This window comes from Streptomyces adustus (assembly GCF_009377175.1).
In the GTDB taxonomy this organism is placed as follows: domain Bacteria; phylum Actinomycetota; class Actinomycetes; order Streptomycetales; family Streptomycetaceae; genus Streptomyces; species Streptomyces adustus.
Genome location: NZ_VJZD01000031.1, coordinates 1 through 12,587, shown reverse-complemented (window position 1 = coordinate 12,587; position 12,587 = coordinate 1). Strand labels below are relative to the sequence as shown.

The 12,587-nt window shown below is 72.0% G+C and carries 12 protein-coding genes; 9 read left to right on the top strand and 3 right to left on the bottom strand.

The features are described 5' to 3' along the window. Positions 1-19: 19 nt before the first annotated feature. Both FNH09_RS10605 and FNH09_RS10600 read left to right on the top strand, forming a co-directional pair. Entirely contained in the window at positions 20-1,162 is a 1,143-nt protein-coding gene (locus tag FNH09_RS10605) for a glycosyltransferase family 4 protein (RefSeq protein ID WP_152886507.1), read from the top strand. Positions 1,163-1,327: 165 nt separating this feature from the next. Continuing rightward, the gene (locus FNH09_RS10600) at positions 1,328-2,962 is read left to right on the top strand and encodes a GMC oxidoreductase (RefSeq protein WP_476691266.1); all 1,635 of its coding nucleotides are present in this window, start codon (positions 1,328-1,330) and stop codon (positions 2,960-2,962) included. A 13-nt stretch (positions 2,963-2,975) separates the two neighbouring features. Here the strand turns inward: FNH09_RS10600 and FNH09_RS10595 are convergent, their stop codons facing one another. After that, the gene (locus FNH09_RS10595; RefSeq protein WP_152886506.1) at positions 2,976-4,772 is read right to left on the bottom strand and encodes an AMP-dependent synthetase/ligase; all 1,797 of its coding nucleotides are present in this window, start codon (positions 4,770-4,772) and stop codon (positions 2,976-2,978) included. A gap of 315 nt (positions 4,773-5,087) precedes the next feature. Between FNH09_RS10595 and FNH09_RS10590 the strand changes: the two genes are divergently transcribed. The 6 genes from FNH09_RS10590 to FNH09_RS10565 all read left to right on the top strand — a co-directional run bounded on the left by FNH09_RS10590 (position 5,088) and on the right by FNH09_RS10565 (position 10,189). Beyond that, positions 5,088-5,885, top strand: a complete 798-nt coding sequence (locus FNH09_RS10590; protein ID WP_152886505.1) for a metallophosphoesterase family protein — start codon at positions 5,088-5,090, stop codon at positions 5,883-5,885. 121 nt (positions 5,886-6,006) lie between these two features. Next, a complete protein-coding gene (locus tag FNH09_RS10585) occupies positions 6,007-6,450 on the top strand; it encodes an SRPBCC family protein (protein ID WP_152886504.1) in 444 nt (147 codons plus the stop codon). A 42-nt stretch (positions 6,451-6,492) separates the two neighbouring features. Continuing rightward, positions 6,493-7,662, top strand: coding sequence for an ArsA family ATPase (locus tag FNH09_RS10580; protein ID WP_152886503.1), 1,170 nt, complete (start codon positions 6,493-6,495; stop codon positions 7,660-7,662). A gap of 57 nt (positions 7,663-7,719) precedes the next feature. Further along, positions 7,720-8,196 carry a DUF5304 domain-containing protein gene (locus tag FNH09_RS10575; protein WP_152886502.1) on the top strand — a complete coding sequence of 159 codons (477 nt, stop codon included), beginning with the start codon at positions 7,720-7,722 and terminating at the stop codon, positions 8,194-8,196. A gap of 55 nt (positions 8,197-8,251) precedes the next feature. Further along, positions 8,252-9,205, top strand: coding sequence for an ROK family glucokinase (locus tag FNH09_RS10570; RefSeq protein WP_152886501.1), 954 nt, complete (start codon positions 8,252-8,254; stop codon positions 9,203-9,205). A 225-nt stretch (positions 9,206-9,430) separates the two neighbouring features. Beyond that, positions 9,431-10,189 (top strand): endonuclease/exonuclease/phosphatase family protein, encoded by a 759-nt coding sequence (locus tag FNH09_RS10565; RefSeq protein WP_152886500.1) that lies wholly within the window; start codon positions 9,431-9,433, stop codon positions 10,187-10,189. 15 nt (positions 10,190-10,204) lie between these two features. Here FNH09_RS10565 and FNH09_RS10560 read toward each other — a convergent pair whose 3' ends face one another. Then, positions 10,205-10,858: a hypothetical protein gene (locus FNH09_RS10560; RefSeq protein WP_162468377.1), complete on the bottom strand. Its 654-nt coding sequence runs from the start codon at positions 10,856-10,858 to the stop codon at positions 10,205-10,207. After that, positions 10,851-11,630 carry an alpha/beta fold hydrolase gene (locus tag FNH09_RS10555; protein ID WP_162468376.1) on the bottom strand — a complete coding sequence of 260 codons (780 nt, stop codon included), beginning with the start codon at positions 11,628-11,630 and terminating at the stop codon, positions 10,851-10,853. The genes FNH09_RS10560 and FNH09_RS10555 overlap by 8 nt, the downstream gene beginning before the upstream one ends. Before the next feature lie 160 nt (positions 11,631-11,790). Between FNH09_RS10555 and FNH09_RS10550 the strand changes: the two genes are divergently transcribed. After that, positions 11,791-12,543, top strand: a complete 753-nt coding sequence (locus tag FNH09_RS10550; protein WP_152886498.1) for a lysophospholipid acyltransferase family protein — start codon at positions 11,791-11,793, stop codon at positions 12,541-12,543. Positions 12,544-12,587: the final 44 nt, after the last annotated feature.

Sequence of the window (12,587 nt, the reverse complement as noted above, 5' to 3'; positions counted from 1 at the left end):
TTGGGTAAGGTCGGCGGCGATGGACAAGACCCTCATCGTGACGAACGACTTCCCGCCCCGCCCCGGTGGCATCCAGGCGTTCCTGCACAACATGGCGCTGCGGCTCGACCCCGAACGGCTGGTCGTCTACGCCTCCACCTGGAAGCACGGCCGGGAGGGTGCCGAGGCGACGGCCGCCTTCGACGCCGAGCAGCCCTTCACGGTCGTACGCGACCGTACGACGATGCTGCTGCCGACGCCGGGGGCGACCCGGCGGGCGGTCGGGCTGCTGCGCGAGCACGGCTGCACCTCGGTGTGGTTCGGCGCGGCGGCGCCGCTCGGGCTGATGGCTCCGGCACTGCGCAGGGCCGGCGCCGAGCGGCTGGTGGCCACCACCCACGGTCACGAGGCCGGCTGGGCCCAGCTGCCCGCCGCACGGCAGCTGCTGCGCCGGATCGGGGAGTCCACGGACACCGTCACCTACCTCGGCGAGTACACCCGCTCCCGGATAGCGCCCGCGCTCACCCCGGGCGCGGCCGGGCGGATGGTCCAGTTGCCGCCGGGCGTCGACGAGAAGACCTTCCACCCAGGATCGGGCGGCGACGCGGTACGGGCCCGGCTCGGGCTCACCGACCGCCCGGTCGTGGTGTGCGTGTCCCGGCTGGTGCCGCGCAAGGGACAGGACACGCTGATCCTGGCCATGCCCCGGATCCTGGCGGCCGAGCCGGACGCGGTGCTGCTGGTCGTCGGCGGCGGCCCTTACGAGAAGGACCTGCGCAGGCTCGCCCACGAGACCGGGGTGGCCGGCTCGGTGCGTTTCACGGGGGCCGTGCCCTGGGGCGAACTGCCCGCCCACTTCGGCGCCGGGGACGTCTTCGCGATGCCGTGCCGGACCCGCCGGGGCGGGCTCGACGTCGAGGGACTGGGGATCGTCTACCTGGAGGCGTCCGCGACCGGGCTGCCCGTCGTGGCCGGCGACTCCGGCGGGGCGCCCGACGCCGTGCTCGACGGCGAGACCGGCTGGGTGGTGCGCGGCGGCGTCGCCGAGGAGGCCGCCGAACGGATCGTGACGCTCCTGGGCGACGCGGAGCTGCGCCGCCGGATGGGCGAGCGGGGCCGGCAGTGGGTCGAGGAGAAGTGGCGCTGGGACCTGCTGGCGGAGAAGCTGCGCGCGCTGCTGTAGTCGAGGGACGGCGCGCGCCGCCGCGGCGGAGCAGCAGCGCGCCGCGACGGAGTGCCTGCGCGCACCGCGGCGAAGGCCCTGCGCCGCGGCGCGGGCGGAGAACCTGCGGTGCCTCCTCGGGTGGGAGCACTAGGCGGAGGGAAATAATCCGCCGATGCTGCGTCCATGACAGCAAAACTGATGCAGCGTCAACTGACGAGACGTCACATCCTGGGCATGATCGCCCTCCAGACCGCCGCCGCGGCCGGTCTCACCCGGATCGGACTCCGGTCGGCGCAGGCCGCCGAGGAGGCCGCCGCCGTCGACAACGCACCCGCCATCGTGGTCGGTTCCGGGTACGGCGGGGCCGTGGCCGCGCTCCGGCTCGGGCAGGCCGGGGTGCGGACCCTCATGATCGAGATGGGGCAGCTGTGGAACACGGCCGGCTCCGACGGCAAGGTCTTCTGTTCCACCGCAGCCCCGGACAAGCGGTCCATGTGGTTCAAGACCCGGACCGAGGCGCCGCTCGCCACCTTCCTCTGGCTGGACGTCGTCAACAAGGACATCACCGCCTATCCCGGCGTCCTGGACCGGGTGCACTACGACAACATGTCCGTGTACGTCGGGCGCGGCGTGGGCGGCGGTTCGCTGGTCAACGGGGGGATGGCGGTCACGCCCCTCCAGTCGTACTTCGCCGAGCAGTTCCCGACCGTGGACACGAGCGCGATGTACGACACCTACTACCCGCGGGCCCGCGCCATGCTCGGCGTCAACACCGTCGACCCCACCTGGTTCGAGTCGACCGAGTGGTACCAGTTCACCCGGACCTCCAGGAAGGCCGCCGCCAACACCGGGCTCAGGACCACCTTCGTGCCGAACGTCTACGACTTCGGGTACATGCAGCGGGAGGCCGCGGGGACCGCCACGAAGTCCGCGCTCGCCCAGGAGGTCATCTACGGCAACAACTACGGCAAGAAGAGCCTCGACAAGACCTATCTGGCCGCAGCGCTCGGCACCGGCAACCTCACCATCCACACCATGGAGAAGGTCAAGGCGATCACGCGGGCGAGCGACGGCTCGTACGTGCTGAGCGTGGACCGGATCGACACGACCGGGGCCGTGGTCGAGAGCAAGCAGTACAGCTGCACCTCGCTGTTCCTGGGCGGTGGCAGCCTCGGGACCACGGAGTTGCTCGTCCGGGCCAGGGACACCGGCGCGCTGCCCGCCCTCAACTCCAGTGTGGGCGCGGGCTGGAGCACTAACGGCAACACCATGCTCGGGCGCGCCAACCACATCTGGGACACCACCGGCGCCAACCAGTCGACCATGCCGGTGATGGGCATCGACGACTGGGCCAACACCGCCAACCCGGTCTTCGCGGAGATCGCCCCGCTGCCCATCGGGTTCGAGACCTGGGTGAGCCTGTACCTGGCGATCACCAAGAACCCGCAACGGGCGTCCTTCACCTACGACTCGGCGAGCGACGCGGTGAAGCTCGGCTGGACCGCGGCCCAGAGCGCGGTCTCGGTCGCCATGGCGAAGAAGCTGTTCGACCGGATCAACGCGGCCAACGCGACGATCTACCGGTACGACCTGTTCGGGTCGAGCGGCAAGGTGTTCGCGGACGACTTCTGCTACCACCCGCTCGGCGGCTGCGTGCTGGGCAGGGCGACCGACGACTACGGCCGGGTGAAGGGGTATTCGAAGCTGTACGTCACGGACGGCTCACTGGTGCCGGGGAACATCGGCGTGAACCCGTTCGTGACCATCACCGCGCTCGCCGAGCGCACGATGGAACGGGTCCTCGCCGAGGACATGTGAGCCGACGGCCGTACTACTTCGCGTAGATGGCCTCGATCTCGTCCGCGTAGTCCTTCGCCACCACGTTGCGCTTGAGCTTCAGCGACGGCGTCAGGTGGCCCGACTCCTCCGAGAACTGGGAGGACAGAATGCGGAACTTCCGCACCGATTCCGCCTTCGACACCGCGGCGTTGCCGTCGTCGACCGCCGCCTGGATCGCCGCGAGCAGATCCGGGTCGTCGCGCAGCGACGTCGCGGTGGAACCCGCCGGCTTGCCGTGGTCGGCCGCCCAGCGGTCCAGGAACTCGTTGTCGAGGGTGACCAGCGCGCCGACGAACGGCCGCCCGTCGCCCACCACCATGCACTCCGCGACCAGCGCGTGCGCGCGGATGCGGTCCTCTATCACGGCCGGGGCGACGTTCTTGCCGCCGGCGGTGACGATGATCTCCTTCTTGCGGCCGGTGATCCTGAGGTAGCCGTCCTCGTCGAGGGTGCCGACGTCACCGGTGTGGAACCAGCCGTCGGCCAGCGCCTCCGCGGTCGCCGCCTCGTTGTTCCAGTAGCCCTTGAACAGGTGCTCGCCGTGCAGCAGCACCTCGCCGTCGTCGGCGATGCGCACCACCGAGCCGGGCAGCGGCTGGCCGACCGTGCCGATCTTCTGCCGGTCCCAGGGGTTGAACGCGGTGGCGGCACAGGACTCGGTCAGGCCGTAGCCCTCCAGGACCGTGAAGCCGATGCCGCGGAAGAAGTGGCCGAGGCGCTCGCCCAGCGGGGCGCCACCGGAGATCGCGTACTCGCCGCGGCCGCCGAGGACCGCGCGCAGCTTGCTGTAGACGAGCTTGTCGAACACCGTGTGCTTGATCCGCAGGCCGAGCGACGGGCCCGAGGGGGTGTCCTGCGCCTTGCTGAAGGCGATGGCGGTGTCCGTGGCCTTGTCGAAGATCTTGCCCTTGCCGTCCGCCTGGGCCTTGGCGCGCGCCGAGTTGTAGACCTTCTCGAAGACCCGCGGGACGCCGAGGATCAGCGTCGGGCGGAAGGCGGCCAGCTCGTCGGTGAGGTTCTTGATGTCCGGGACGCAGCCCAGCTTGATCGGCGCCATCATCGGCGCGATCTGCACGAGCCGGCCGAAGACGTGCGCCAGCGGCAGGAACAGCAGCACCGAGCACTCGCCGGTGCGGAACAGCGGGCGCAGCCGCTCCACGATGTTCCCGCACTCGGCGAAGAAGCTGCGGTGGGTCAGCACACAGCCCTTGGGGCGGCCCGTGGTGCCGGAGGTGTAGACGATGGTCGCCGGGTCGTCGGCGCCGGCGATCGAGCTGCGCTCCTCGACGGCCGAGTCCGGGACGTCCTGCCCGGCCCGCTCCAGCTCGGCGATGCCGCCGTCCTCGATCTGCCAGACGTGCTTCAGCGCGGGCAGCGTCGCCCGCACCGACTCGACGGCCTCCGCGTGGGCGGGGAGCTCCACCACACAGGCGGTGGCGCCCGAGTCGGAGAGGATCCACTGCACCTGCTCCGGCGAGCTGGTCTCGTACACCGGCACGGTGACCGCGCCGGCGCTCCAGATTGCGAAGTCCAGCAGCGTCCACTCGTAGCGGGTGCGGGACATCAGGGCTACCCGGTCGCCCGGCCGGACGCCGGAGGCGATCAGGCCCTTGGCCGCGGCGCGCACCTCGGCCTGGAAGGCGGTGGCCGTCACGTCCTGCCAGACGCCGCCCACCTTGCGGGCGATGACGGCGACGTCGGGGTGCTGCGCGGCGTTTCTCCGGACGATGTCGGTGAGATTGCCGTCCGCAGGGACCTCGTACAAAGCCGGAAGGCTGAACTCGCGCAAGACTGCTGCTCCTCATAGGGCGCCGGCGCCACGACGTTGTGCGATGCGACGGTGCGGTCCACGGCTCGGGCAGTACCCAGGAGGTTCACCCACGGGCTCGCGACCCGCTGGTTGAAATTCTGAGTACGACTGGACTGCCCGGACGTTACCCGCCGGTATGCCGTCTTCGACAGGGGGGTCCGGCGAGATGTTCGCTGCGTCACACAGATTGGTGTTCCTTGACGCACAGTAGTCCACGCCTGAACTGACGAGCCAGTAAGGGCAGGTCCGACCGCCACTGTTCACGTATGCCCCGCACGCCTACTCTTGATCGACATGGCACCCACACCAGTCGGCCGCCGCAGGACACGCGTCCATGTGGTCAGCGACGTGCACGGCAACGCCCGCGACCTGGCCAGGGCCGGCGACGGCGCCGACGCGCTGATCTGCCTCGGCGACCTGGTGCTGTTCCTGGACTACGCGGACCACTCGCGCGGGATCTTCCCCGACCTGTTCGGCGTCGAGAACGCCGACCGGATCGTCGCGCTGCGCACCGCCCGGCGCTTCACGGAGGCGCGCGAGCTCGGCGCGCAGCTGTGGGCGGGCGTCGGCGCCGACCGGGCGTCCGTGATCGAGGCGGCGGTGCGCAAGCAGTACGCCGAGCTGTTCGCCGCGTTCCCCACCCCGACGTACGCGACCTACGGCAATGTCGACATGCCACCCCTGTGGCGGGAGTACGCCGGACCGGGCACCACGGTCCTCGACGGCGAGCGGGTGGAGATCGGCGGCCGGGTCTTCGGCTTCGTGGGCGGCGGACTGCGCACCCCGATGCGGACCCCCTACGAGATCAGCGAGGAGGAGTACGCCGCGAAGATCGAGGCCGTGGGCGAGGTCGACGTGCTGTGCACCCACATCCCGCCGGAGGTGCCCGAGCTGGTCTACGACACGGTCGCGCGCCGCTTCGAGCGCGGCAGCCGCGCCCTGCTGGCCGCGATCCGGCGCACGCGCCCCCGCTACGCGCTGTTCGGACACGTCCACCAGCCGCTGGTGCGACGGATGCGGATCGGGGCGACGGAGTGCGTGAACGTCGGGCACTTCGCCGGGTCCGGACGGCCCTGGGCGCTGGAATGGTGAGCGGCCGCAGGTGGGGTGACGGCGGCCCGACCCGTGCGCGGTAGCCTTCACGCTGCACACACTTGCGCAGCAGGGCGCGGCACGACGCCCTTACCGGCCCGCATCTGGAGGAGCCACGGCGATGGCGGAACACACCAGTTCGAGCATCACGATCGAGGCGGCACCGGCCGACGTGATGGGGGTGATCGCCGACTTCGCCCGCTACCCGGACTGGACCGGCGAGGTGAAGGAGGCGGAGGTCCTCAAGACCGACGACCAGGGCCGCGCCGAGCAGGTCCGACTCGTCATGGACGCCGGAGCGATCAAGGACGACCAGACCCTGGCGTACACCTGGACCGGAGCCCACGAGGTCTCCTGGACCCTGGTCAAGTCGCAGATGCTGCGCTCCCTGGACGGCTCCTACGTCCTGAAGCCGGCCGCCGGCGGCGCGACCGAGGTGACCTACCTGCTCACCGTCGACGTCAAGATCCCGATGCTCGGCATGATCAAGCGCAAGGCGGAGAAGGTCATCATCGACCGGGCGCTGGCGGGGCTGAAGAAGCGCGTCGAGTCGGGCGAGAAGTAGCGGGAGACGGACGGGCGGCGCGCGGCGGTAGCGTTCACCCCCATGCGCACCATCCTGATCACGGGTCCGGGCGGCAGCGGTCGTACGACCGTCGCCGCCGCCACCGCCCTGCGTGCGGCGCGCGCCGGCATCCGGACCCTGCTGCTGGGTGCCGACCGCACCGACACCCTCGGTGCCGCCCTGGGCACGGCGACCGGCACGGCCCCGACGCGGGTCGCCCCCGGCCTGACCGCCTGGCGCCCCGACGCGGTCACCCGCTTCCACGAGGACCTCGTCTCCTTCCAGGACCGCGCCGCCTCCGTCCTGGACCTCCTCGGCGCCTCCCGGCTGGAGCCCGAGGAACTCACCCCGCTGCCCGGCGCCGAGGAGCTCGGCCTGCTGCGCGCGCTGCGGGACGCCGCGCTCTCGGACGCGCACGACCTGCTCGTGGTCGACCTGCCCCCCGTTCCGCAGGCCCTCGCGCTGCTCGCCCTGCCCGAGGAGCTGCGCCGCTATCTGCGCCGGCTGCTCCCGCCGGAGCGACAGGCCGCCCGCGCCCTGCGCCCGGTCCTGGGCCGGCTCGCCGGCGTCCCGATGCCCACGGACGCGCTCTACGAGACCACCGCCCGGTGGGACCTGGAACTCGCCGCGGTGGAGGCGGTCCTCGCCGACCGGGGCACCGCCGTACGCCTGGTCGCCGAGCCGGGACCGGCCGGCGCGGACGCCGTGCGCACCGCCGGACTCGGCCTCGCCCTGCGCGGCCTGCCCGTCGAGTGCCTCGTCGCCAACCGGGTCCTGCCCGACACCGTCGAGGACCCCTGGCTGGCCGGTCTGGCCGCCCAGCAGCGCAAAACGCTCGCCGACTGGCGCGAGTCGTACACCGTCCACCCCGTCACCCATCTGGGCCGGGACCCCCAGGGCGCCGACGACCTCGGCGGCCTCACCACGCCCGACGTCAATACGGCACCCGCCCCGGTCGAGTGGCCGGTCGCCGACCGGCTCGCCGAGGACGGGGTGCTGGTCTGGCACATCCCGCTGCCCGGCGCGATACGCGAGTCCCTCGACCTCGTCCGGCGCGGCGACGAACTCGTCGTCACCGCCGGGCAGTTCCGCCGGATCGTCGCCCTTCCCTCGGCACTGCGCCGCTGCACCGTCGACGGCGCCGCCCTGCGCGACGGCGAGCTGCGCGTCCGGTTCGCCCCCGACCCCGATCTGTGGCCGCGGGCCAGGTGAGCCACGTACCGCCGTTCGGGTAACGTCGTAGAGGCGAACCGTAGTCAGGAGTCCGTCATGAGCGAAGCCGAGAACCCGGGGCCCCGGGCGACCGACGACGACGCCTGGGCCAAGGCCTGTGCCGAGGACCTCGAAGCCGAGCGGGCCCGCCGCCGCACCGACTACGGCCGGCCTCCCGGCTCCGCCGCCGAGGAGCTGCGCAAGCTCGTCGACGCCGTCGCCGACAAGCTGTCCGCCGTGCGGTCGCCGCTGTTCGGGGCGGTCGCCGGACCCGCGGCGCAGCAGGTGGTGCGCCAGGTCGTGCAGCAGGCGAAGGCCGCCGTGGAACCCGTCCTGGAGCGCAATCCGGACGTCTTCGATCATCTCGCCGCGGCCGGGGACGAACTGCTCGCCGCCTACCGCTCCGCCGTCCAGGGCCAGGAAAGCCGCTGGACGGCCCGCGCCGACGACCTCCGCGGCGGGCCGAAGGACGACGACGGGCGCCGCGACCGGGGTGACGACGGCGGTCCGGGTGAGCGCATCGACTTGGACTGACGGTCCCCTCGGGTACGGTTGGCCGTAGCGGGGCTCGACCGAAACTGAGGGATTCATGGGACTCACCATCGGCGTCGACATCGGCGGCACGAAGATCGCGGCCGGCGTGGTCGACGAGGAAGGCAACATCCTCTCGACCTTCAAGGTGCCGACCCCCACCACGTCCGAGGCCATCGTGGACGCCATCGCCTCGGCGGTGGAGGGCGCGCGCGCCGGGCACGACATCGTCGGCGTGGGTATCGGGGCGGCCGGTTACGTCAACCGGCAGCGTTCCACCGTGTACTTCGCGCCCAACATCGACTGGCGTCAGGAACCGCTGAAGGACGAGGTCGAGGCCCGCGTGGGTCTCCCCGTGGTGGTCGAGAACGACGCCAACGCGGCGGCCTGGGGCGAGTACAAGTTCGGCGCCGGCAAGGGCCACCGCAACGTCATCTGCATCACGCTCGGCACCGGCCTCGGCGGCGGCATCATCATCGGCAACAAGCTGCGCCGCGGCCACTTCGGCGTGGCCGCGGAGTTCGGCCACATCCGGATGGTGCCGGACGGTCTGCTGTGCGGCTGCGGCTCGCAGGGCTGCTGGGAGCAGTACGCCTCCGGCCGCGCCCTCGTCAGGTACGCCAAGCAGCGCGCCAACGCCACCCCCGAGCACGCCGAGGTGCTGCTCGCCCTGGGTGACGGCACTCCCGACGGCATCGAGGGCAAGCACATCTCCATGGCCGCCCGGCAGGGCGACCCGGTCGCCGTCGACTCCTACCGCGAGCTGGCCCGCTGGGCCGGAGCCGGCCTCGCCGACCTCGCCTCGCTCTTCGACCCCTCGGCGTTCATCGTCGGCGGCGGCCTCTCGGACGAGGGCGAGCTGGTCCTCGACCCGATCCGCAAGTCGTACAAGCGCTGGCTGGTCGGCGGCAACTGGCGTCCGGTCGCCGATGTGATCGCGGCCCAGCTCGGCAACAAGGCCGGCCTGGTCGGCGCGGCCGACCTGGCCCGGGAGCCCGACCCGATCATGTGACGGCCCCGCCCGCGACACGCTGACGCCGCGCGCCCCGTGCCCCGACCGGGGCGCGGGGCGCGCGGCGTGAGCGGTGGCCGGAGGGAGCCGGTGCGGGCCCCGCGGCGGTCGGTGCCCGGCGCGGTGACAGCCGGTGCGGGCCGGTTGCGGTCGGTGCGGTGCGGGTGGCCGGAATCCGTGCGCAACCCGCGTTCGCCGGGGACGGTCACGGCGTATCTTGCGTGCATGGCGACGTCGCTCCCGCTGCTTCCGGCCTCCCGTACCGAGCCCGACGGCTCGGCCGTCATCCGCGTCCTCTCCTACAACATCCGCTCGATGCGCGACGACACCACCGCGCTCGCCCGGGTCATCGGCGCCTGCGCCCCGGACCTGGTCCTGATCCAGGAGGCGCCCCGGTTCTTCCGCTGGCGCAAGAAACTGGCCCGGCTGGCCGCCGCGTCCGGACAGGTGATCCTCTCCGGCGGCGCCACCGCCGCGGGGCCCGCGCTCCTCGCCTCACTGCGCGCCACCGTGGAACGCACCGAGGACGTGCTGCTCCCGCTGACCCCCGGACTGCACCGACGCGGCTTCGCGACGGCCGTCGTCCGGTTCGGCTCGGCCCGGCTCGGCGTGCTGAGCTGTCACCTCAGCCTTCAGCGCGAGGAGCGCCAGGCGCAGGGCGGGATGCTCCTCGACCGGCTCGCCGCGCTGGGCGTGGAACACGCGGTCGCGGGCGGCGACCTCAACGAACACCCCACCGGCCGCACCTTCCGGCGGCTCGCCGAAGGACTCCAGGACTGCCGGGCCACCGCGCCCTGGGGCGGCGAGTACACCTCCACCTCCAGCGACCCCCACCAGCGCATCGACGCGCTCTTCGCCACGGCGGGAGTGGAGGTGCTGGGCTGCGGGGTGCCGCTCGGGCAGCCCGGAGTGACCGAGAGCGACCTGAGGGCGGCCACGGACCACCTTCCGGTGCTGGCCGCCCTCAGGGTTCCCGCGTCGTAGTCCCGTGGTCCGGGTTCAGACCACCGCGCCCCGGCCAGGATCGCCGTCGTCCTCGTCGTCCGTCCTCATCCGCACCACCAGCGTGGCGAAGCCGCCCAGGAAGCCGCCGACGCCGAGCGTCGTCAGCCACCAGGTCATGTCCCAGCCGGCCACGACCGCGACCAGGAGCAGTATCGGGCCGCCGACCACCCCCAGCCACGCGAACCGGGCGGTGGTGTCCGCGTCGGGCAGCGGCGGCGGGTCGGGCGGCACGAAGTGGCCCTCGTCGTCCTCGTCGAAGTCGTCCTCGGACGCCTCCGGCGCTTTGTAGTCGCGCGGCCCGAGGCCGGGCGCGAAGGAGACCGAGCTGCCCAGCGGTCTGACCGGCTGCTTCTCCTCCGGCTTGTCGTCGTTCGGCTCGGCCTCCAGCAGCGCCAGGTCCTCGACCGTCTTGAACGGCTTCGCGCCCGGCGGGTCCGGCGGCTCCTCGCCGTAGCCCGCGACGATCGCCGCCCACGCGGCGTCCTCGTCGAAGGCCACCCCGGCATCCTGCGGCTCGTGCTCCCGGTGACCGTCGCGCTCCCCGTGACCGTCACGTTCCCCGTGGTCGTCGCGCCGGCCGCGGGCGTCGGGCGCCCCGCGGTCCTCCCGCTCCTCGCGGTCCTCGCGCTCCGAGTCGTGCTCAGCCACCTGCGGATGTCCCTTCCTTGCCGACACTGGGTGCGAGCCGGCCGATGAAGGCGTAGCTCTCCTCGAAGACACGGTTCGCATCGTGGTCCAACGTCGCCACGTGGTAGCTCTGTTCCAGCATGACCTCCGTTACGTCCGTCGACGACACACGACTCAGGACACGGGCGGAGTCGGACGGCGGAACGACATGGTCCCGCGGGCTGCGCAGGAGCAGCAGCGGCTGGGTGACCTGCGGCAGTTCGCCGTCGACGAGCCGGAAGAAGGTGCGCAGGGAGTGCGCCGCGGCCAGCGGCACCCGGTCGTAGCCGAGCTCCACCGCGCCCTCCTTCGCGATGTCGCTCGCGATGCCCCGGGTCGTACGCACGAGGTGGCGGGCGACCGGGAGGGCGTACGCGGACAGCCCGTGGACCTTGTTCGCCGGGTTGACGACGACGACACCGGCGACGCCGTCCCCGTGCCGGGCGGCGAGCCGCAGGGCCAGCGTGCCGCCCATCGACAGACCGGCCACGAACACCCGGGCACAGCGGTCGCGCAGGGCGCACAGCTCCCGGTCGACCTGCGCGTACCAGTCCTGCCAGCCGGTGAGCGCGAGGTCCTCCCAGCGGGTGCCGTGCCCCGGCAGCAGCGGCAGCGACACGGTCAGCGACCGCCGGGCGAGGAACTGGGCCCAGGGCCGCAGCGACTGCGGGGAACCGGTGAAACCATGGCAGAGGAGGACACCTACCTCCCCGCCCTCATGGCGGTACGGCTCGGCTCCAGGAAGGACCGGCACCTTCGGTCTCCTGTTCATAGCAGGGGCGAGAACATTTCCGAGTGTGGTTCACCGTACGCGACCGCACTGACACCGACCAGGGCCGTCGGGCCCATTGGCGGCACTCCGGGTTAAGGTCTGTGCGACACATACAGGAGGCACTCGGTTGTTGTACGGCGCGATGAAGCTTTCCATCGGCGGGCCACTGAAGATGATCTTCAGGCCCTGGGTGGAAGGCCTGGAGAACGTACCGGCCGAGGGCCCGGCGATCCTGGCGAGCAATCACCTGTCCTTCTCGGACTCGTTCTTCCTGCCCGCGGTCCTCGACCGCAAGGTCACCTTCATCGCGAAGGCCGAGTACTTCACCACGCCAGGGGTGAAGGGACGGCTGACGGCCGCCTTCTTCAAGGGCGTCGGCCAGCTCCCGGTGGACCGCTCCGGCGCGCGCGGCGCGGGCGAGGCCGCCATCAAGAGCGGCATAGAGGTGCTGAGGAACGGTGAGCTGTTCGGCATCTACCCGGAGGGCACACGTTCGCCCGACGGCCGCCTCTACCGCGGCAAGCCCGGCGGCCTCGCGCGCGTGGCGCTCGCCACCGGAGCGCCCGTGATCCCGGTCGCCATGATCGACACGGAGAAGGTCCAGCCGCCGGGGCAGGTCATGCCGCAGATGGTGCGGCCCGGCATCCGGATCGGCAAGCCGCTGGACTTCAGCCGCTACCACGGCATGGAGCACGACCGTTTCGTGCTGCGCGCCGTGACCGACGAGGTCATGTACGAGATCATGCGGCTGTCCGGCCAGGAGTACGTGGACATCTACGCCACCGCGGCCAAGCGGCAGATCGCGGACGCCGCGAAGGCGGAGAAGGAAGCGGGGAAGGCCGCGCTCGCGCGGGCGGCCGGGGAACAGGGCGAGAAGGACAAGTCGCAGACGTAGAGCGCCCGGGACACGACGGTCAGGGGCGGGGCGGGGGCGTGGGG

Excerpts from the sequence above, each read along its gene's own strand:
- FNH09_RS10570 (WP_152886501.1), top strand. The coding sequence starts at position 8,252 with ATGGGACTCACCATCGGCGTCGACATCGGCGGCACGAAGATCGCGGCC.
- FNH09_RS10600 (WP_476691266.1), top strand. The coding sequence starts at position 1,328 with ATGACAGCAAAACTGATGCAGCGTCAACTGACGAGACGTCACATCCTG.
- FNH09_RS10565 (WP_152886500.1), top strand. The coding sequence starts at position 9,431 with ATGGCGACGTCGCTCCCGCTGCTTCCGGCCTCCCGTACCGAGCCCGAC.
- FNH09_RS10590 (WP_152886505.1), top strand. The coding sequence starts at position 5,088 with ATGGCACCCACACCAGTCGGCCGCCGCAGGACACGCGTCCATGTGGTC.
- FNH09_RS10580 (WP_152886503.1), top strand. The coding sequence starts at position 6,493 with ATGCGCACCATCCTGATCACGGGTCCGGGCGGCAGCGGTCGTACGACC.
- FNH09_RS10575 (WP_152886502.1), top strand. The coding sequence starts at position 7,720 with ATGAGCGAAGCCGAGAACCCGGGGCCCCGGGCGACCGACGACGACGCC.
- FNH09_RS10605 (WP_152886507.1), top strand. The coding sequence starts at position 20 with ATGGACAAGACCCTCATCGTGACGAACGACTTCCCGCCCCGCCCCGGT.
- FNH09_RS10585 (WP_152886504.1), top strand. The coding sequence starts at position 6,007 with ATGGCGGAACACACCAGTTCGAGCATCACGATCGAGGCGGCACCGGCC.
- FNH09_RS10550 (WP_152886498.1), top strand. The coding sequence starts at position 11,791 with ATGAAGCTTTCCATCGGCGGGCCACTGAAGATGATCTTCAGGCCCTGG.